The 19,772-nt window shown below is 50.7% G+C and carries 15 protein-coding genes, 1 pseudogene and 1 other annotated feature; of the genes and pseudogenes, 15 read left to right on the top strand and 1 reads right to left on the bottom strand.

The annotated features are described in order from the left end of the window. Window positions 1-30 precede the first annotated feature (30 nt). The 14 genes and pseudogenes from PAEVO_RS17245 to PAEVO_RS17180 all read left to right on the top strand — a co-directional run bounded on the left by PAEVO_RS17245 (window position 31) and on the right by PAEVO_RS17180 (window position 18,178). Window positions 31-1,101 carry a bifunctional 3-deoxy-7-phosphoheptulonate synthase/chorismate mutase gene (locus PAEVO_RS17245; RefSeq protein ID WP_100538646.1) on the top strand — a complete coding sequence of 357 codons (1,071 nt, stop codon included), beginning with the start codon at window positions 31-33 and terminating at the stop codon, window positions 1,099-1,101. Window positions 1,102-1,182: 81 nt separating this feature from the next. Beyond that, window positions 1,183-1,412, top strand: a binding site (T-box leader). A gap of 102 nt (window positions 1,413-1,514) precedes the next feature. Further along, window positions 1,515-3,077, top strand: a complete 1,563-nt coding sequence (locus PAEVO_RS17240; protein ID WP_100538645.1) for a 2-isopropylmalate synthase — start codon at window positions 1,515-1,517, stop codon at window positions 3,075-3,077. A gap of 405 nt (window positions 3,078-3,482) precedes the next feature. Then, window positions 3,483-4,646, top strand: coding sequence for an MFS transporter (locus PAEVO_RS17235; RefSeq protein ID WP_100538644.1), 1,164 nt, complete (start codon window positions 3,483-3,485; stop codon window positions 4,644-4,646). Window positions 4,647-4,818: 172 nt separating this feature from the next. After that, complete coding sequence (locus PAEVO_RS17230) at window positions 4,819-5,577, top strand: MerR family transcriptional regulator (protein WP_100538643.1); 759 nt, start codon at window positions 4,819-4,821, stop codon at window positions 5,575-5,577. Window positions 5,578-5,615: 38 nt separating this feature from the next. Next, window positions 5,616-6,529, top strand: a pseudogene (locus tag PAEVO_RS17225) (alpha/beta fold hydrolase). A gap of 317 nt (window positions 6,530-6,846) precedes the next feature. Continuing rightward, window positions 6,847-8,418: an extracellular solute-binding protein gene (locus tag PAEVO_RS17220; protein ID WP_100538642.1), complete on the top strand. Its 1,572-nt coding sequence runs from the start codon at window positions 6,847-6,849 to the stop codon at window positions 8,416-8,418. Between the two features lie 29 nt (window positions 8,419-8,447). Then, on the top strand, window positions 8,448-9,662 hold the full coding sequence (locus PAEVO_RS17215; protein ID WP_100538641.1) for a glucuronate isomerase: 1,215 nt from the start codon (window positions 8,448-8,450) through the stop codon (window positions 9,660-9,662). Between the two features lie 54 nt (window positions 9,663-9,716). Then, on the top strand, window positions 9,717-10,019 hold the full coding sequence (locus PAEVO_RS17210) for an ArsR/SmtB family transcription factor (protein ID WP_100539494.1): 303 nt from the start codon (window positions 9,717-9,719) through the stop codon (window positions 10,017-10,019). A 150-nt stretch (window positions 10,020-10,169) separates the two neighbouring features. Next, entirely contained in the window at window positions 10,170-11,354 is a 1,185-nt protein-coding gene (locus PAEVO_RS17205) for an MFS transporter (protein WP_100538640.1), read from the top strand. Between the two features lie 209 nt (window positions 11,355-11,563). Continuing rightward, window positions 11,564-12,601 carry a LacI family DNA-binding transcriptional regulator gene (locus PAEVO_RS17200; protein WP_100538639.1) on the top strand — a complete coding sequence of 346 codons (1,038 nt, stop codon included), beginning with the start codon at window positions 11,564-11,566 and terminating at the stop codon, window positions 12,599-12,601. A 735-nt stretch (window positions 12,602-13,336) separates the two neighbouring features. Next, on the top strand, window positions 13,337-14,296 hold the full coding sequence (locus PAEVO_RS17195; RefSeq protein WP_100538638.1) for an ABC transporter permease: 960 nt from the start codon (window positions 13,337-13,339) through the stop codon (window positions 14,294-14,296). A gap of 19 nt (window positions 14,297-14,315) precedes the next feature. Further along, window positions 14,316-15,200, top strand: coding sequence for a carbohydrate ABC transporter permease (locus PAEVO_RS17190; RefSeq protein ID WP_100538637.1), 885 nt, complete (start codon window positions 14,316-14,318; stop codon window positions 15,198-15,200). A 48-nt stretch (window positions 15,201-15,248) separates the two neighbouring features. Further along, entirely contained in the window at window positions 15,249-16,871 is a 1,623-nt protein-coding gene (locus PAEVO_RS17185; protein WP_100538636.1) for an extracellular solute-binding protein, read from the top strand. Window positions 16,872-16,906: 35 nt separating this feature from the next. Next, window positions 16,907-18,178 carry a Gfo/Idh/MocA family protein gene (locus PAEVO_RS17180; RefSeq protein WP_100538635.1) on the top strand — a complete coding sequence of 424 codons (1,272 nt, stop codon included), beginning with the start codon at window positions 16,907-16,909 and terminating at the stop codon, window positions 18,176-18,178. 92 nt (window positions 18,179-18,270) lie between these two features. On the opposite strand, the gene PAEVO_RS17175 is transcribed toward PAEVO_RS17180, so the two are convergent. After that, a complete protein-coding gene (locus PAEVO_RS17175; RefSeq protein ID WP_100539493.1) occupies window positions 18,271-18,702 on the bottom strand; it encodes an Lrp/AsnC family transcriptional regulator in 432 nt (143 codons plus the stop codon). A gap of 124 nt (window positions 18,703-18,826) precedes the next feature. On the opposite strand from PAEVO_RS17175, the gene PAEVO_RS17170 reads away from it, so the two are divergent. Continuing rightward, window positions 18,827-19,585 carry an MBL fold metallo-hydrolase gene (locus tag PAEVO_RS17170; RefSeq protein ID WP_100538634.1) on the top strand — a complete coding sequence of 253 codons (759 nt, stop codon included), beginning with the start codon at window positions 18,827-18,829 and terminating at the stop codon, window positions 19,583-19,585. The last annotated feature ends 187 nt before the right edge of the window (window positions 19,586-19,772 follow it).

Genomic DNA, 19,772 nt, shown 5'->3' with positions numbered 1-19,772 from the left:
CTAGAAAAATAGGTGAGGGAGAGATTTCAGATGAGTCAAGGACGTTTGGAACAATTAAGATCGGAGCTCGATTCCGTTAATCTTCAGCTGCTGGAGCTGCTGTCGGAACGGGCACGGATCGCCCAGGAGATCGGTCAGGAGAAGCAAAAGCAGGGAGTTCCTGATTTTGATCCGGTACGCGAGAAAAAAATGTTGGATACTCTGGTGGAGCATAACCAAGGTCCTTTTGATAATGAAACGGTGCGTCATTTATTTAAACAGATTTTCCAGGCGTCCTTGAAGCTGCAGCAAGTCGATCACAAGAAGCATTTGCTGGTGAGCCGGAAGAAGAAACAGGAAGATACCCTGATTCAACTGGGCAGCACCATCATTGGCGGCGGCACGCCGGTCATGATCGCAGGGCCGTGCTCCGTTGAGAGTTATGAGCAAGTACGCCAGGTTGCGGCTGCCCTTAAGGAAGCAGGCATAACCGTCATGCGCGGCGGCGCGTTCAAACCGAGAACGTCGCCTTACGATTTTCAGGGCTTGGGCATTGAAGGTCTGAAAATTCTGAAGGAAGTGGCGTCCGAGTTCGGGCTGAAGACGATCAGCGAGATCGTGGACCCTGCGCATATCGAGCTTGCGTGCGAATACATTGACGTTATTCAGATCGGTGCGCGGAACATGCAGAACTTTGAGCTGTTAAAAGCGGCGGGCGACGTTCAGACGCCGGTGCTGTTGAAACGCGGTCTTGCGGCTACGATCGATGAGTTCGTGCACGCTGCGGAATACATCGTGTCTCGCGGCAATACGCAGGTGATGCTGATTGAACGCGGCATACGGACGTACGAGAAGGCGACGAGAAACACCTTGGACATCTCGGCGGTGCCGATTCTGAAACAAGAAACGCATCTTCCTGTGCTGGTGGACGTGACCCATTCCACAGGCCGCAAGGACATCCTGGCTCCTTGTGCCAGAGCGGCTCTAGCTGCAGGTGCGGACGGCGTGATGGTCGAAGTTCATCCCGATCCGGCTACGGCGTTGTCCGATGCGGCGCAGCAGCTGAATATTCCGGAATTCCATGATTTCCTGGCGAATGTGAAGAAGTCCGGATTGCTGTAAACCATGCATTCTTTGGCCTCTGGAAGATAAAGGGTTGACAAAACGATTCTCATTCCTTAAGATAGTTATCAAAATTCATATCGAAATGTTTTGATTAGAAATAGTAAAAGCGAAATGACTTTTCAGAGAGCCGTTGGCAGGTGTGAAACGGTAATGTCGTTCCCTTTGAACTCGTCTATGAACAGCTGCCTGATCATGTAGGGTTAGCCGGAGTTCCACCGTTATAGGGATAGATGGTGATGGCCATCGAAGAAGATCATTTTGCATAAAATGAATTAGAGTGGTACCGCGGGTTCAACCCCGCCTCTATACGTAGAGGCGGGGTTTTTTTGTTGGTTAAATTCCGGGTTTAACCAACCCCGCTTGATATAAATCAACGAAATGAACGATCGATTATCGAGGAGGAATATCAAATGGAACGCAACATTATTGTATTGGACACGACTTTGCGCGACGGAGAGCAGGTTCCGGGCGCCAAACTGAACGTACAGCAAAAGATCGAATTTGCACAGCAGCTAAAGCGGCTGAACGTCGATATTATCGAAGCGGGTTTTCCCGCGTCTTCGGCAGGGGATTTTCAAGCGGTTCAGGAAATCGCCAGAACCGTGGGAGACAGCGTCTCCATTACTGCGCTTGCACGCGCGGTGAAGGGCGATATCGATGCCGTATATGAAAGCATTAAGCTCGCGCAAAACCCGCTGATTCATATCGTGCTCGGCACCTCGAACATCCATGTGGAGAAGAAATTCAACCGTTCCAAGGATGCCGTGCTTCAGATGGGCGTGGATGCCGTGAAGTACGCCAAAACGCTGCTGCCCCATGTGCAGTATTCGACGGAGGATGCCTCCAGGTCCGATTTTGAATATCTGTGGACAACGATCGAAGCCGTCGTGAAGGCCGGAGCAACAATGATTAACGTGCCGGATACGGTCGGTTACGCCGTTCCGGATGAATTCGGCGAATTGATCCGCAAAATCAACGAGCGCCTGAAGAATCTGAACGATCAGGTTGTCCTCAGCGTTCACTGTCATAACGATCTGGGGCTTGCTACGGCAAATACGCTCAGCGCAGTGAGAAACGGCGCCGAGAAAGTGGAATGCACCATCAACGGTTTGGGGGAGCGCGCAGGCAATACGTCGCTTGAAGAAGTGGTCATGGGGCTGAAGGTCCGGGAGAATCACTTTAAGGCCTCCACCAACATCCGGCTTAAGGAGCTGATCCGAACCTCCCGGCTGCTGACGCATTTGACGGGCCTGGATGTGCAGGTGAACAAGGCGATTACGGGCGAGAACGCATTCGCGCACTCTTCCGGTATTCATCAGGATGGTCTGCTGAAGGATAAGCAGGTTTATGAAATTATGTCGCCGGAGGAAGTCGGCGCCGACAGCATGGAGCTGATCCTGACGGCGCGGTCCGGAAGGCATGCGTTCAAGAATGCGGTGGAGAAGCTGGGCTTCGAGACAGGCGAAGGCGAAGATTTTGAAGCGCTGTTTGAGAAATTCCTGCAGCTTGCCGATGCCAAGAAGGAAGTATATGACCATGACGTTTTTTATCTGGTGACCCAGCATCGTACCCATGAAGAAGTCAGCAGTCATCTGTATGAGCTGGATTCGTTCCAGGTCGTGACCAATGATCTGTATCCGACGGCAACCGTGAAGCTGAGAAAAGGCAGCGAGACGTTCAGGGACAGCATGGTGGGGGATGGCCCGATCGATGCGCTGTACAGCGCCATGAAAGCGTTGGTCGGTTTGGACGTACAGTTGAAGGATTACAAAATCAACAGTCTGTCCAGGGGAAAAGAGGCCATCGGCCGGGTGAATATCCGAATCGAATATCAAGGCAAAGTCTATTCCGGGCGCGCCATGGATACGGATATCATTAAGGCAAGCGCTTTGGCTTTTCTTAACGGGATTAACGCGGTATTGCTTGATGCCGGCCAGGATGCGCAGGTGCAAGCGCCGGTGGATGCACGATAGTTCATGTTATGAGATGGTTGCGTTCACCAAAGGCCAAGTCATAACAGTAATGTAATGCTGGTGCGGAGGGTGGATACCTCACGTCTACTACTAATGTAGATGGGGGGTATGCGGCCGCCCGCATCGGATTGTTTTTTAGAAACATGCTTATTGACCGATCGTTACAAAATATATATAATGAGCTGGAAACTATAGGAGAGGAGCCGCTCATGATGCGAAGAATTCGGAGGGATACGTCCTTGCTGCGAAATGGCATGTTCATCCATGCAGAAATTTAGAGTGGGCGAGGTGTATTATTTTTTTGTAAGGTTCTGTACCAAACGGTAAAATAGTCGGAGTTATTGCGTTTATTTTTGTACCGAAAGTTACAAAACTATAGAATCATCATGATAGGAGTTGTTCCCATTGCCATTTTCCATTTATATATTGGGTTTAATGATCTTCTCGATGACAACCTCTGAGTTTATGGTAGCAGGCATGATGCCTTCGCTTTCAGCAGAATTCGGCGTTTCGGTTGCAGCCATCGGGTATCTCATTACCGCTTATGCTGTCGGCATGATTATAGGAGGGCCGCTGCTGACGGTGGGGCTTTTAAAGGTGCCGCGCAAACAGGCTTTTATGATCTTGGCTGCCATCTTCCTTGTCGGTCAGACGCTGGGCGCTGTCGCGTCCACATATGAAGTAATGATGGCGGCCAGAGTGATCACGGGCATCTCCTCTGCGGCAGCGTTTGGCGTATCGCTTGCGATTTGCTTTTCCCTCGTCGGTCCGGAGTCGCGTGGAAGGGCGGCGTCGATCGTCCTCGGCGGTTTAATGGTGGCAACGGCGATCGGACTTCCGCTGGCGATGTGGATCGAGCAGCTGCTCGGCTGGCGCGCCAGCTTCTGGGCCGTGGTGGTTCTGGTGTCGGTATCCGGTTTGGTAGGGCAGTTTACGATCCCGTCCTTACCCAGACCTGAATCGTCCGGCATCCGGGGAGAGTTTGTCGCCCTAAAGAATCGCCATCTATGGGCTGCTTATGCGACTAGCATGCTGATTATCGGAGCTACCTTTGCCGCATTCAGTTATTTCTCGCCGATCTTAACCGATCTCGCCGGCTTTGGCGCTCGGGCGGTTCCGATCCTGCTTGGCGTTTACGGCGTGGCAACGGTGCTTGGCAACATGGTCACCGGCAGGCTGGCAGATCGATATATGATGCAGATCCTCACCATTGGGTTGGTCGCTCTAGCCGCGGCTTTAGTGGTATTCGGATTATTTGTGCACTGCCAGGCGATAGCTATGATTGCGGTTGTGATCGTTGGTTTGGCGGGTGTGCCCATGAACCCGGCCATGGCGACCCGGGTCACCCGGGTTGCCGATACGGGATCGCTTGTTACGACGGTGCATGGGTCCGTTATCAGCCTCGGCGTTGTCGTTGGTTCCTCCATGGGAGGAATGGCGATCGATGCCGATTATGGCTTGGCATCGCCTCTATGGGTTGGGGCACTGCTGGCTGTTCTCGGCCTGCTGTCCCTGCTGCCAGCCGCGCGAGGTGGAGGAAAAGCACAGCCTTTGTCTTCCGATCAATGATGGATTACCTGAAACCACCATCACCGATTATAACGGGGGCTGGTGGTTTATCAAACAGGGACTCCGAGAACCCTTCCACGACCCACTTGCTCGCATCACCACTAAACGGCAGAAATGCCGTTTTTTTTATTATGAAGAAATAAACGCCCCTGCTTGCACATGACGCAACGTCATGTGTAAGAATAGGATGCAGGAGGTGCGGCATCTGGAAGAAGCAATGTATACGGTAGGTCGGTTGGCAGAGATATGTGGTACCACCGTCAGAACTTTGCAGCACTACGATAAAATCGGATTGCTTGTGGCGACTCGCAGCGGAGATAAGAACAGCAGATATTATACCGAACATGATTTGGTGAAACTCCAGCAAATTCTATTCTATAAAAATCTGGGATTCACCTTAAAGGAAATACAAGATCAGTGCTTGGCTCTCGGAGCCAAAGGGGATCTTAAGCAGATATTGCAGCGTCAAAGCGACGTTCTTTTCAAGAAAGAGATGGAGTTCCGAAGTGACCGGGCCTATATAGATGCGATGGTGGCGAGCCTGGAGACGAATCATCCTATGAACCTGGAGACGATGCTGGGGCTCACTGTGAACAGAAGGAAACATATTTTATTGGATTATCAGGATATGTCGCTTCCACCACAGGCAGCACAGGCTTTCGAAGAGTTTTTTCCGGATCTCGAGACCGCACTCCAAGTATATTGGAAGTGGAAAGAACTGGTTCTGGAGGCGTTCTTGCTGACCAACAATGGGATTGACCCTGGCAGCGAAGCTGGATATGTCTTCGGCGAGAAGTGGCATTGCTTTGGTTCAAAATGCTACGCAGGACAACGGGGAGATCTTAGACGTTTATCGGGCAGGTTATGCATCAAAGCAAACTTGGCCGCAGGAGGACCGTTTTCTCATGGAACATTGCGATTCTTTTATTGAAGCGGCTCATCAGTCTTTTTTGAAGAAAGGAGAGACAGATGGTGACAAATGATAAGCCTACCGGGCGTTTCCTCACAGAGAAGGGAAAGGCAAAGTTTGAGGCGGCTTATGAAGCTGCCATGAAGTTTCTCCCTCCGCCGCTTGAAACGAAAGATATTGAAACTGCATTTGGCCGTGTACGGATCTATCGATTTACCAAAGAAGAACATAAGGGGAAAGAGCCGCTCCTGCTATTGCCCGGACGCTCGTCATCCACTCCGATGTGGGAGCCGAACCTGCCTGGACTTATGAAGGAACGGCCGGTGTATACTCTCGATCTGCTGGGAGAGCCGGGAATGAGCTGTCAAACACAGCCGATCCGAAATGCTGAGGATCAAGCCAGTTGGTTGAGTGAGGCATTGAGCAAAGTGGATGTAGAAACCGTCCATCTCATAGGCGTTTCCATTGGAGGCTGGACGGCCATGAATCTTGCAAGACACGCTCCATCGAAAGTGGCAACGATCAGTTTATTGGATCCGGTCCTTGTTTTTGCGCCTCTGTCACTTAAAATGATGGCTGCCTCAATTCCTGCATCCGTACCGATCGTTCCCAAGTTTATCAGAGAGAAAATGCTGAGCTGCATTTCAGGCGGAGCCAAAGCGGATGACAGTGAACCAATTGCAAGGCTGATAGAGTCGGGTATGGCAAATTATAAGATCAGCCTGCCGACGCCGGATTTGATGAGCGCGGAGGATTTGAAGAACATTCATATCCCCGTATTGGCTCTAATGGCAGAAAAAAGCACAATGCATAACTCGCAAAGAGCGGTGCAGCAAGGCAAACCCATGTGCCGAATATTCAAATCGAGAACTGGCCTGGCGCCTCGCATGCCATGAATGGCGAGTTTCCGGAAGAGGTGAATGCAAGAATACTTGCTTTTGTTGATCAGCATTCTGATAACGAACTTATCTAGTCAATGACAGACGGCTTCGGCCGTCTTTTTTTATCCTCATAACCCGGTACTTTAAAGAATACATGAACGGGGTGTAGAGAGGTTGTTCTCCTCCCAGCAAACGGACAGCATAGGAAAACACATGCGATCAGAAGAAAGTACATGTTAATTTTCGGGAGTTGGATGTTATTATGAAAGCGCTTTAGGTTTGAGGTGAGACGCTCAGGGGGATAGGGATATTCCGGTTCATAGGGAGATGGGCAGCTCGAAATCCGAGCCGCGATGCAGAAGCGACAAAGGTAAACAATCTGTCAGAAATATGGAAGGAAGCGATGTGGATGAGAAGAAAATGGAGTTTGATTTTGATGAGCACGCTAATTGCCTTAACCGCGGTCGGCTGTAATGGTGCCAAGGAAGCGGATGGCGGAACCTCCGGTTCTTCCGGCGCTGCCGCTGATGGCAAGCTGTCTTTCACGATGTCCATGGCAACCAGCGGAAACAAACATGCCGAGCGTTCGAAGGACGTAAATGAAGAGAGATGGGTGAAGGAGCTTGAAAAGCTGACCAATACGGATATTGAACTGACCATGCTGCCGCTGAAGGACTTCGACAGCAAAATGACTTTAATGTTTGCCTCTAATGATATTCCTGACGTCGTTCAGAACGTGGGAGGGGCTACAAGCAAGGGAATGTCCGGTTCCGTGGAAGCAGGCGTATTTATGCCGCTTGACGACTTGCTGAAGGAGCATGCTCCGAATTTGATGAAGAGCGTGCCGAAGGAAGCCTGGCAGGAGACAAGCTATGACGGCAAAATTTACGGAATACCGGCATGGCTGTCCAACCCGTCCCGGAGAGGGCTGTATATCCGGACCGATCTGCTGGAAAAGACAGGGCTCCCGGCACCCAAGACGGTGGATGAATTTCTGGACGTGATGCGTGCGATGAAGAAGGAAGGCGTTGAGTTCCCATATCAAATGCGGGAGAACTTTAAATATGCGGACACGATTCTGGGAGCGTTCGATGTGCTGCCATCCCAGTACGAACTGCAGAACGGGGAGGTCGTTCCCAAGTTCTTCGACGTGGAAAATATGACAAAGGCGCTGGAGACCTATAAGACCATGTACGATGAAGGACTAATTCCTAAGGATTTTGCGACCCTGACCTCCAGTGACTACGGCAAAAACATTGAAAGCGGCAAATCCGGCATGTGGTCCGCCAACGCCCAGCTTCTGTCAGGCTTCCGCGGTAAGCTGAAAAATGCCGTGCCGGACGCCAAGGTTGATATCATTGCATCGCCGCGCGGTCCGGAGAACACCGGAGGCCATTTGCTGTATTCAAGCATAAATACGTCTTACTATATTAACAGCAAGGTCTCAGAAGAGAAGGCCATCGGCATTATCAAGTTTTTTGACTGGATGCTGACGCCGGAGGCAGAGACATATTTCTCGTTCGGCATTGAAGGCGAAACTTTCACCCGGGAGAACGGCGCGATCAAGTTTACGCCGCCATCCACGCCTGAAGCCATGGACGAAGACGGTTTCCGCGGCATGTTCTGGTTCGTCCACGATATGGTGTACAACAAGGCAAAGGAAGAGCTGACCGAGGACGGGCAGGACATGATCAAGTTTATGGATTCGGTGGTCTTCAAGGAAGGGCTGGGGTCGATCCGCTTCTCCCCGGCATTGGAGGCTTATTCCAAATATCCGGACACCGCGCCGCAAGGCGATGACGTGGGGCCAAAGCTGGTTCTTGATCATATGATCAAGATGATCTACGGCAGAGAGCCGATCTCGGATTGGCCGAAAGTGATTGAGGAGTACAAGAAGAAGGGCGGCCTTGAGATTATTAAGGAAGCCACAGACCGCTACAACGAAGGAAAGGGCGTTGTCGTCTCGGAAAACCGGAAATAATCGATTCATGAAGAAAAGGAGATGTACACATGAGCTTGCATGACAGGAGCGGCAAACAAGCTGTATTCTTCGAGCGAATCATGGGGCTGCCGGTCTTCGATACCCATACCCATCTTATCGGTGACCGGCTTGGTGCAAGGGACTTCTGGGAAATCGCCCATTACTTCTGGTTCTATCGAGAGCTCCAAGCCGGTGGCTACCCGGATGAGGCCGATAAATTGCCTGAGGAGCAGCGAATTGCAGCTTTTCTAAAAGCCTATCGATCAACGAGAAGCACGCTGATGAACTGGGTATTCACCTCCATTATGCGTGAATTATACGGAGTCATCATCAAGGATGAACATTCGGTGCGGGAAGCCATGGCTCGCGTTCAGCATACATCCGCCGAACAAGGCTGGGCACAGCAAACGGCAGACCGAATGAATATCCGCCGGTTTGTCGTGAATCATCCGGAACATGCGGCGTTTCAAGGCATGCGGGACGATGCCGTATTGATCCCCCGGATTGACGGAGTGCTGGGTCCATGGGTTGACCGGATCGTGCAATCTAATGATCCGGCCAGGACCTTTCTGGATGTGGGAGGCGAGATTGACTTGCTGCTCGGCGAATTTCGCGAAGCTGGTCTCCCGGGCATCATGACAACGCTGCCGCGGTATGAATCGAGCTCGCACATCCGTAAGGAAATTGGGCCGGCAAGCGGGCGTGACGACATTCTAATGGAGCTGCTGCACGTCCTATGTGGTGCTGCGGCTCGGAACGGCCTGCTCGTTCAGTTGTTTTTGGGAGTGGAGAGATCATGGTGCGGTGCGGCGTTCCCTGCCAATGATACAGAGCGGATTCTAAAGCTGACTGCTTTGTTTGAGTCGTACCGTTGTGAATTTGAGCTTGTGCTTGCATCGGAGCTGAACAATCTCGATGCGGTGCAGGCAGCCTGGAATTTCCCGAACGTTCATGTCGGCGGCATGTGGTGGTTCAATTTCCGAGCGAGCACCTACCGGGACAGCATGCAGTACCGTCTGGAGGCACTCCCGGCAAGCAAGAGCTCGATTATCGTCTCGGATGCCCGCTCTATGGAATGGAGTTACGGCAAGATTTTGCTTGTGAAGAAGCTGGCCGCCGAATTTCTGTGGGAGCGGGTCCTATCTGGCTGGATCGACGAGGAGACGGCACTGCATACGGCAAATGAATGGTTCTACGCGAGTGCCATGAGACGCTATGGCATTCGTTCGGAGGATCATGACTGAGGAAAATAAGGAAAATAGTTTGACATATCGATAATTCTCGATATAATGATACGTATGAAACCAATCGAAGTGTTTAAAGCATTGTCCAATGAATCGAGGCTTGAAATATTGCAGTGGCTCAAGGAACCGGAACAACATTTTACGCCCCATGAAGGGATTGATATGAGGAAAGTCGGGGTATGCGTAAGCCAGGTGACCGAGAAACTGAATATGACGCAGTCCACCGCATCGCAATATTTAGCGATTCTACATCGGGCAGGTCTGATCAAGACAGAGCGGCTTGGGAAATTCACGTATTATACGCGGGATGAAGAGGTTATCCGGGAAATCGGAGAGTATTTGAAGCAGGAGATATAGCGCAGGCACTGAATGATTCCTTAAGAAATAAGGAGTATTCAGTCTTGCTCCGTAATTCACATCTACATATTGCGATATGTATTTTTATCGGTTTAACATATCGACAATTCGCGATATATAAATATTAAATAAAGGAGTGTAATTCATATTATGACGGGTGCTTGGAAGATTTATTTTTTGGCTATCGTTAGTTTTTTAGTAGGAACGTCGGAGTATATTATATCGGGAGTTTTGGATAAAATTGCAGATTCGTTAGGGATTACAATAACCGCTGCTGGTCAGCTAATCACGATTTTCTCATTGGTCTATGCGATCTTGACCCCCATTCTTATGGCGCTAACCGCTAGAGTGGAGAGACGGAAGCTGTTGGTTTATTCATTAGGCATTTTTGTGATTGCGAATCTACTGTCATTTGCCCTTCCGGGGTATGTTCCATTTGTGATTGCGCGCGTTATGATGGCGGTGGGCGCAGGGATGGTAGTTGTAACTGCACTCGGGATTGCCGCCAAAATCGCGCCGTCGGGCAAACAGGCGAGTTCGATCGCTACGGTCATCATGGGCTTCACGGCTTCCCTGATCATTGGCGTCCCCCTCGGCCGTGTCGTAGCTGCTGCTTTTGGATGGAAGTCAGTGTTCGGTTTCATTGCCATTCTGGGGGTTGTTTCCATGATTGTGCTGCATAAGGCGATTCCGAAAACAAAAGGAGATGCTCCCGTACCGCTGCTCCAGCAATTCGCGCTGCTCAAGAAGCCTAAAGTTGCACTCGGTTTGGCGATCACGTTCTTCTGGCTGGGCGGGTATTCCATTGCCTATACGTACCTGTCTCCCTACCTTCTTCTTGTTAGCGGCCTGAACGAAGGTCTGATTAGTGCAGCACTGTTTGCCTTTGGCATTGCCAGCCTCATTGGCTCCAAGTTCGGTGGATTCAGTACGGATCGATGGGGAGTACCGCTTACTTTATCCGGTGGCATGATTCTGCATATTCTCGCGCTAATCGTTCTGACTTTTACCCAAGCAGCCGTATCTGTCATTCTCGTGTTTGCGATTCTTGTTATATGGTCGTTATCTGCCTGGTCTTCCGGTCCGACGCAGCAGTATAACCTTGTCCGGCTGGAGCCGAATTCATCCGGGGTTATGCTGGGCCTGAACCAGTCCGTGATGCAGCTCGCCATGGCTGCGGGCGCAGGCATCGGAGGGGTTGCCGTCGAGCAATGGTCCTTGTCATCCATTACCTGGATCGGTGCCGGGGGCGTTGCCATAGCCATGATAGTGTCGTTTGTTCTTTTCCGATTAGGGAAGCAGGAGAGCGCGGCGCGCGCCCCATTGGAAGCTTAATGGGATAACCGCTGGCAACGGCTACGCCGTGACGGAGCCTGATATGCTGCATCTTTAAGACGGTCTGAAAACGTAAGAATCCATAAGACATCGTCCTTCTCCAGCGAAGAACCGGACATCAATTTGACGCCCCGAAATGAGAAAGTTTATGCTATGATCAATGGATGGCGGAAAATTTGGTTCCAAATTTTGCGAAGGAGGAGATGCGATTGGCTAAGCTTAAAGATATCGCCGAACGGGTCGGGGTATCCATATCTACGGTTTCGCGGGCCATCAGCAATGATGCAAGCCGTCCGGTCAACGAGGATACCAAGCAGAAAATCCGGCAAGCGGCGCTTGATCTTGGTTATAAACTACCTGAGCCATCCCAAAGCGTGCATATTAACGGCATGGCCGATAAGCGGGTTGTCTGTGTCGTTCCCCAAAACCTGATGGACGACCACCCGTATTTCTCAACGGTTCTTGCCGGTTTCCATAAAAAAATGGAGGAACTCGGACAGCCCCCGGCAATCGTTCGTACATGCGAGGAAGTCGGCGATGCGGACAAAATACGCCACATGCTGAGGGAGACAGGCGCTCAGGGGATTGTAGCGGTCAGTTGGTACGACAAGGAGCTGTTTGAACTGATACAGCAGGCCGGGGTTGCCATCATGGGCGTGAGTTTGAATGATGACCGGCTGACCGTGCCGGTTGTAGACTGTGACCGGATTTTATCAGCAAGGGCAGCCGTACGCCACCTGATTGACCAGGGACACACGCGAATCGCTTATATCGGGGGCCCTGCGTATTCCAAGCAGATGGAGAGCGAAGAACGGTATGTCGGATATAAATTCGCGATGCTGGAAGCCAACCTGGAAGTGCGCGAGGAGTGGCTGATGAATACCGGATGGAATGTGGATCGGAGCTTCAGCAAGATGTCCGAGTTATTGGGGGGGCTTCCCAAAGAGTTATGGCCAACGGCTGTTTTTTGTGCCAGCGACATGCTTGCCATTCCGGCCATGCGTGCCGTTGTCGAGAATCGAGGGCGCATACCGGAAGATATCGCGATCGTGGGGATGGATAATATTGATGTAGCCCAATATACAACGCCCCCGTTAACCTCCGTCTCCGTACCGAAGTACGAAATCGGCAGGGTAGCTGCCAAATCCATCGTGGATTATTTGGACGGGCACTTCAAGGTGGCAACCAAAATATTACTGCCATGCTCATTGATTGTTCGGGAGTCCTCCAGTTTTACTAGAGAATGAATTTAACTACCCCATCATGTATGATTAGTTGACATATAATATATAAGAGGATCGTCGTACAGCTGCCGGCTTGAAATCCAGCAGCTGTTTTTCACGCTTTTTCACCCAAATATCAATATTTTTGTGCCAAAAGAGTCCAAAAAAATGTTTGACAATGCCATATCGCTATATTATCATGAGTGCAAATCAATGAAATATTTGGAATGGGATTTCTGGTTTAGGAATTCGAAAAAAAGTACTCTTCGTTTCATTTCACCCTATTATTGATTGCGTTTTCATTCCCTTGATATAAAGAAATGTTAATAATATATTAATTCCTCTCATTCATGAATTAGGGCCCTTCGCATTGTCTGCGTAAAGCCTTTCGTGTATCAATATTTATCCAAATATAATCCAAAATAACGGAGTTTTATCCAAAAACAATCCAAAGAAATGAAATAATACCTGACTTATTCGGGTTTTATTTATATCATGATTTGGTGTTACTATACCTAACATATAGTGCGCCACAATAACCGTATTGACTTATGGATAGCTGAGGCGGTGGTAGCTTAGTCATATGACGGAATGCAGAGAAAAGGAGGGAAATCATAAACGAGTACTTTCCAAGCTCCATGCATGTGAATTGGAACTGATCCGCTGAATGAACGGACACCCCGTGCTTTGATGGCATGTCAAGATGGCTTTGCTAGGATTAAGAGGTTAACCCAATCCATACATACGAGGTGATGCTCATTGGCTAATACGACCCTGCAGCCCGCAGCAATCGAGGTACCTGAAACGAAACGTAAGCGCTTACTGTGGAATCGTGTTTTACGCAATTGGCAGCTATATGCCCTGATTTCACCGGTCATCGCCTATTACATCCTGTTCCAGTATGTTCCGATGTACGGCATCCAGATCGCCTTTAAGGACTTTATAGCAACGCAAGGGATATGGGGCAGTCCGTGGGTCGGCTTTGAGCATTTCGATCGCTTTTTCAACAGTTATTATTTCTGGCGCCTGATCAAGAACACACTGGGCATCGGGTTATACAGCCTTGCTGTCGGTTTTCCGATCCCGATTATTCTGGCTTTGCTTATGAACGAGGTTCGGGCTGAACGTTTCAAGAAATTCGTGCAGACCATCACGTATGCTCCTCACTTTCTATCTACCGTGGTCGTTGTCGGCATGATGATGATTTTCCTATCGCCCCGCTACGGCATCATCAATCATTTTATTGAAATGTTCGGCGGTCAGCCGATCAATTTCATGACGGAGCCCTCCTGGTTCAAATCCCTGTACGTTCTGTCGGATGTATGGCAGACCATGGGCTGGAGCTCCATTATCTATTTAGCAGCCCTTGCCGGCATAGACAGCCAGCTGCACGAAGCCGCACGTGTCGATGGTGCGACCAGGCTTCAGCGCATATGGCATATTAACATCCCAGGCATTATGCCAACGATCATCATCCTCTTGATCCTGAACATGGGCAGCATTATGGGCATCGGGTTTGAGAAGGTGCTCCTGATGCAAAACAACCTGAATATGGAGAGCTCCGACATTATTGCCACCTATGTCTACCGAATGGGGATTCAGAATGCCGAGTACAGTTTCTCCGCAGCCATCGGATTGTTTAATTCCGTCATCAATTTTGTCCTGCTGGTTGCCGTGAACTTTATTTCAAAGCGCGTGAGCGAGACCAGTCTTTGGTAAAGAGGGGAGCGAAAGAGCCATGCAAATCGAAACCAGAGGGGACCGCATGTTTAATGTTATCAACTATACGATTCTGATCCTGGTTACCATCATTGTTATGTACCCGCTGGTCTTTGTGCTCAGCGCATCGTTTAGCGACCCGCAGGCGGTTCTGAGGGGCGAGATGCTGCTGTGGCCCAAGGGAGTCAACCTGAATTCCTATGTGAAAATATTTCAGAACAAGGATATCATCAGCGGCTTTACCAACACGCTGGTGTATACATCGCTGGGCACGTTCATTAATCTCACGATGACCATCCTTGCGGCCTATCCGCTGTCGCGGAAGGATTTTGTCGGCCGAAATGCCATCATGGCGCTGCTGGTCTTCACGATGTTTTTCAGAGGAGGACTCATTCCGACGTATTTGCTGATCAAGAACCTCGGCATGCTGAATACGCTCTGGGTCATGATTATCCCGAATGCCGTATCGATCTGGAACATCATCATTATGCGTACCTTCTTTCAGCAGTCCATACCCGGCGAACTGCAGGAGGCCGCGACGATCGATGGATGCTCGAACATTAAAATTTTGACCCGGATCATACTGCCGCTGTCCATGCCGATTATCGCGGTGACCATTTTGTTCTATGCGGTCGGTCATTGGAATGCGTTCTTCAATGCACTTCTGTATTTATCGGATAAAGATAAATTTCCGCTGCAGCTCATCCTGCGCGAAATTCTGATTCAGGGGCAAACGAACGACATGGTCAAAATGTCGACCGAATCGGCGATCAAGCAGCAAAGGGAAGTGGAGGGCATAAAGTACGCGGTGCTGGTCGTGGCTAATATTCCCGTGCTGGTGCTCTATCCGTTCCTGCAGCGGTATTTTGTCAAAGGCGTGATGATTGGGGCCATCAAAGGATAATTCCTTGTATGGATAGATGGATGGAACATGAAAAGGGGAGGATTACGGATGAAGCTGAAGCAATGGGGAAGTCTTCTGTTGACCTGCATGTTGTCGGTATCGCTGGCGGTGGGCTGCAGTTCGAAAGGTTCGGGAGGAACGGCTGAATCGGACTCCGCGGGTGAAGGGAAAACAGCGATGAATGAGACCGGGTTTCCGATTGTCAGTGACAAGATGACGGTGACCGGATTTGCCGGAAAGTTCTTTGCCAACGCCGACTGGAACAACATCAAGCTGTGGCAGGAATATGAGAAAATGACCAATATTCAGGTACAGTGGGACACGGTGCACAAAGACAACTTGGCGGAAAAACGGAATTTGCTGCTCGCCGGCGGCGATTATCCGGAGATGTTCTATGCTTCCGCATTCCCGAGGGCAGATTTGCTGAAATACGGCAAGCAGGGCGCTTTTATCCCGCTGAATGACCTAATTGACCAATATGCGCCGAATTTCAAGGCATTGATGGAGAAGTATCCGGTCATTGAGAAGGGGATTACGATGCCCGACGGCAACATTTACGGGCTGCCGACGCTGTATGATCCGGAGTTCCGGTCCGTGCTGTACGGAACGCCGTGGGTGAAGTCGGAGTGGCTGACCAAGCTTGGCCTTCAAGAGCCGCAGACGCTGGATGAATTCTACGATATGTTGAAGGCGTTCAAGGAGAAGGATCCGAACGGCAACGGCCAGAAGGATGAATATGCCTGGGGTGGTGTGGGAACCGCCGGCATCGTCAACTATTTGCGCGGTTCGTTCGGCCTCAATTATCACGGAACCTCGAACATTAACGTGGATACCGATCCGGCGAGCGGAAAGGTCCGGTTCATTCCGACGGATCCAAGATACAAGGAACTGCTTCAGTTCGTGAACAAGCTTTACAAGGACGGCCTGCTGGAGCAGGACATCATGTCCGTGAAGAGCACGGAGGTGGACGCCAAAGGCGTAGAGGGTCTTCTCGGCGTGGTTGATAATGTGGACCCGGTCGCCATCTACAACCAGGAGGGTTATGTAGGACTTCCGGTATTGAAGGGGCCGCACGGCGATCAGATGTTCAGCGCCACAGGCTCTCCGCTGGGGAACATCGGGATGTTTGTCCTGACCGATAAAGCGAAGAATCCGGCCGCGCTGATCCGTTGGATGGATTACTTCTACAGCGACGAAGGCATCCGCATGTTCTTCATGGGCTGGAAAGACGATACGTATAAGGAAGATGCAGAAGGCAATGTGGATTACGTGGACGAGATCAAGAACAATCCGGACGGCCTCAATCTGGACCAGGCGGTAGGGCAGTATCTGATATGGCCTGGCGGATATTATCCGGGCTTCGTGACACAGAAGTATTTCAAGGGAGCGGAAGGTCTGCCGACGTCCGGAGATAACGCAAAAAAAGCCGAGCCGTACGTCATCCCTCAAGACAAGGTTTGGCCGCCGTTTAATTTTACGGCCGATGAGCAGTCCGAGCTTACCGGTATCCAGACCGACATTCACACGTACGTGGATGAGATGCGGGATAAATTCATAGCCGGCAACGAGTCCTTTGAGAACTGGGATCAATATGTAGCAAACCTGCAGAAGATGGGGTCGGAGCGCTATCTGGCCATTTACCAGTCCGCGGCAGACCGATATACCGAATAAATGCGAGTACCAGAACCTAAAAGGAGCGACATGATATGACACAATTGAAAGCCATATTGATCGGGGCAGGCGCGCGCGGCGCCGGGGGTTACGCCCCCTATGCCCTGGATTACCCGCATGAGCTGACCTTCGTGGCCGTAGCCGAGGCCGATCCGGCGCGGCGCATCGGTTTTGCCGAGAAGCATGGAATCCCGCCGGAGCGGTGTTATGAATCCTGGGAGCCGCTGCTGGCAGAGCCACAGCTTGCCGATATCGCCGTCATCTGTACGCAGGACCGCATGCACTATGGCCCAACCATGCAGGCTTTGGAGAAACAGTATCACGTGCTTCTGGAGAAGCCGATGTCTCCGGAACCGAAGGAATGTCTAGAGATGGAGCAGGCTGCTATACGTAACAACAGGCTTTTGACCATATGCCACGTGCTGAGATATACCCCTTTTTGGAGTACCATCAAACGCGTGCTTCAGGAAGGGACCATCGGCGAGGTGGCTTCGATCCAGCTGAACGAGAATGTGGGATATTGGCATATTGCCCACAGCTTTGTGCGGGGGAATTGGAATAACTCCGACAAGGCAAGCCCGATGATACTGGCCAAATCCTGCCATGACATGGATGTGCTGTCGTGGTTGATGGACCGTCCTTGCACGCAGGTCACTTCGTTTGGCTCTCTGATGCATTTCCGTGAGGAGCAGGCCCCCGAAGGTGCGGCCGACCGCTGCCTTGATTGCCAGGTGGAACCAACCTGTCCATATTCGGCACCTCGGTTTTACTTGAGCGATCAATACAAGGGATGGGCGGGGCATTTCACCCAGGAGCTGACCAAGCCGAACATCATCCAAGGGCTTCGCGATACGGACTATGGCCGCTGCGTCTATCGGAGCGATAACAACGTGGTCGATCATCAGGTTGTCAATATGGAGTTTGAGGGCGGCGCCACCGCGATGTTCAGCATGTGTGGATTTACGTATGAACAGGAGCGCAGAATTCAGATCATGGGCACCCGCGGCGAGCTTCGGGGAGAGGAAGGAAAGATTACGGTTTACGATTTTCTGACCGGACAGAAAACGGAGATTACCATTCCTTCACAGTCCAGCGGACATGGCGGGGGCGACAGCGGAATTGTGTCCAGCTTCTTGAGAGAGGTTCGGAGCTATAATGGGCAGGAGAGCCTGACGTCGGCCAATGCCTCCGTACGCAGCCACCTTATTGCGTTCGCGGCAGAGAAATCGAGGCTGAATCACGGCCAATCCATCAATTTGAACGAATATGCGCAGGAATTGATGGCGGAAGAAAACGCGGTGAAATAAATGGAATTATATTAAAAATACATCATGTGAGAAATTCATAATAGATAACAAGAAGAAGCCGCCGATCTCGTAGATCCGCGGCTTCTTCTTTTTTATTTCACCTGATCAATGGACAGGCTGACTTTATAATTCCCATACTTCAGAAGCTCTTCCAGAAAATCATTCAATTCCTTGGGCGAGCCCGCCCGTACCCTGAGCCAATAACAGCCCTCACCGCTGACGCGGTGGGTTTCGGCGACCATGTCGTGGGACTGAACAAAGGATAAGAAGGGAGAATGAGCCGTATTTAACGCCAAGAACATGGTGATAAAAGCATGTACGGCCAGACCGATTTTGTCCGGGTTCCAACGAAGCGTAAAGCCTTCGATGACACCCAGATCCTGCAGCTTACGAACACGGGCCCCGACAGCTTGTCCCGTCAAATGCACCCGCTCTCCGATGGCTTTGTGGGACAGGCTCGCATCCTCCAGCAGGTGATGTAATATGCGAAGATCGACTTCGTCGAGTTCATGAGCGCTTGGCATGGTCATATCCTTTCACGATGAAAGTGAGTCCCCCTAATACCTTTCACGAAGCTGTAGGCGGGAAGTTCAGCGTTCTCTATAATGGGTTCAGAACCATATTAAATGAAACAAAGGGGAAATGAAAGTGAAACTTCAACTGATACGTAATGCTACGTTAAGAATACAGTACGCCCATCTTGAACTGCTGGTCGATCCGATGTTTAGCGAAGCCAAGGCGAACCCGCCGGTCATCAACTCCGCGAATGACAGACGGAATCCGCTTGTACCGCTGCCGTTCTCCGTGACTGACAAGGTCCATCCGGATGTGGTGCTGGTTACGCATCTGCACCAGGATCACTGGGATCAAGCTGCGATTGATGCACTGCCAAAGACGAAGCCGATCCTGTGTCAACCGGGGGACGAGGATACTTTGGTTTCGCAAGGCTTTACGTCCGTGACGGCAGTCCAGGAAACCCTGGAATATGAGGGGGTTACGATAATCCGAACCGGTGGTCATCATGGCACGGGTGAGATCGGTCAGATGATGGGACAGGTATCCGGTTTTATTTTGAAAGCAGAAGGACAGCCGACCCTGTATATAGCAGGAGATACCATCTGGTGTGATGAAGTGAAAGAAGTTTTGGATGTCCACAAGCCTGATATGACGGTTGTCAACGCCGGCGGTGCCCGGTTTCTCACAGGAGACCCGATTATCATGGATGAGGACGATGTGATCGAACTGCTGCGTCATGCTCCCTACACGAAGGCGGTTGCGGTCCATATGGAAGCCATCAACCACTGCCTTGTGACAAGAGAGGAGCTGTCCGGTCGTCTGGCAGCGGAAGGTCTGCGCGATCAAATTGAAATTCCGCAGGATGGTGAATGGGTCGAATGGAAAGTGTAATACGCAACAGCTAAGCACAGCAGCGGGAAAGGCTGCTGTCAGCCGCTGGTTTCTGTAGTAGTAGGACTGTCTGAACATGATATAATCTATGCAGGAAGCTCCGTGATGCGGAGCTTTTTTGTTGTCCCACCTCATCTACTGCTTTTCATCAAAAATAATCCCTATTCCAACAGGAACGATATTTAAT

The organism is Paenibacillus sp. GM2FR, from assembly GCF_002803325.1.
Taxonomy (GTDB): domain Bacteria; phylum Bacillota; class Bacilli; order Paenibacillales; family Paenibacillaceae; genus Paenibacillus_AQ; species Paenibacillus_AQ lautus.
Note: the sequence above shows the minus strand (reverse complement) of the source record. Positions and strands in the feature narration are given on the sequence as shown.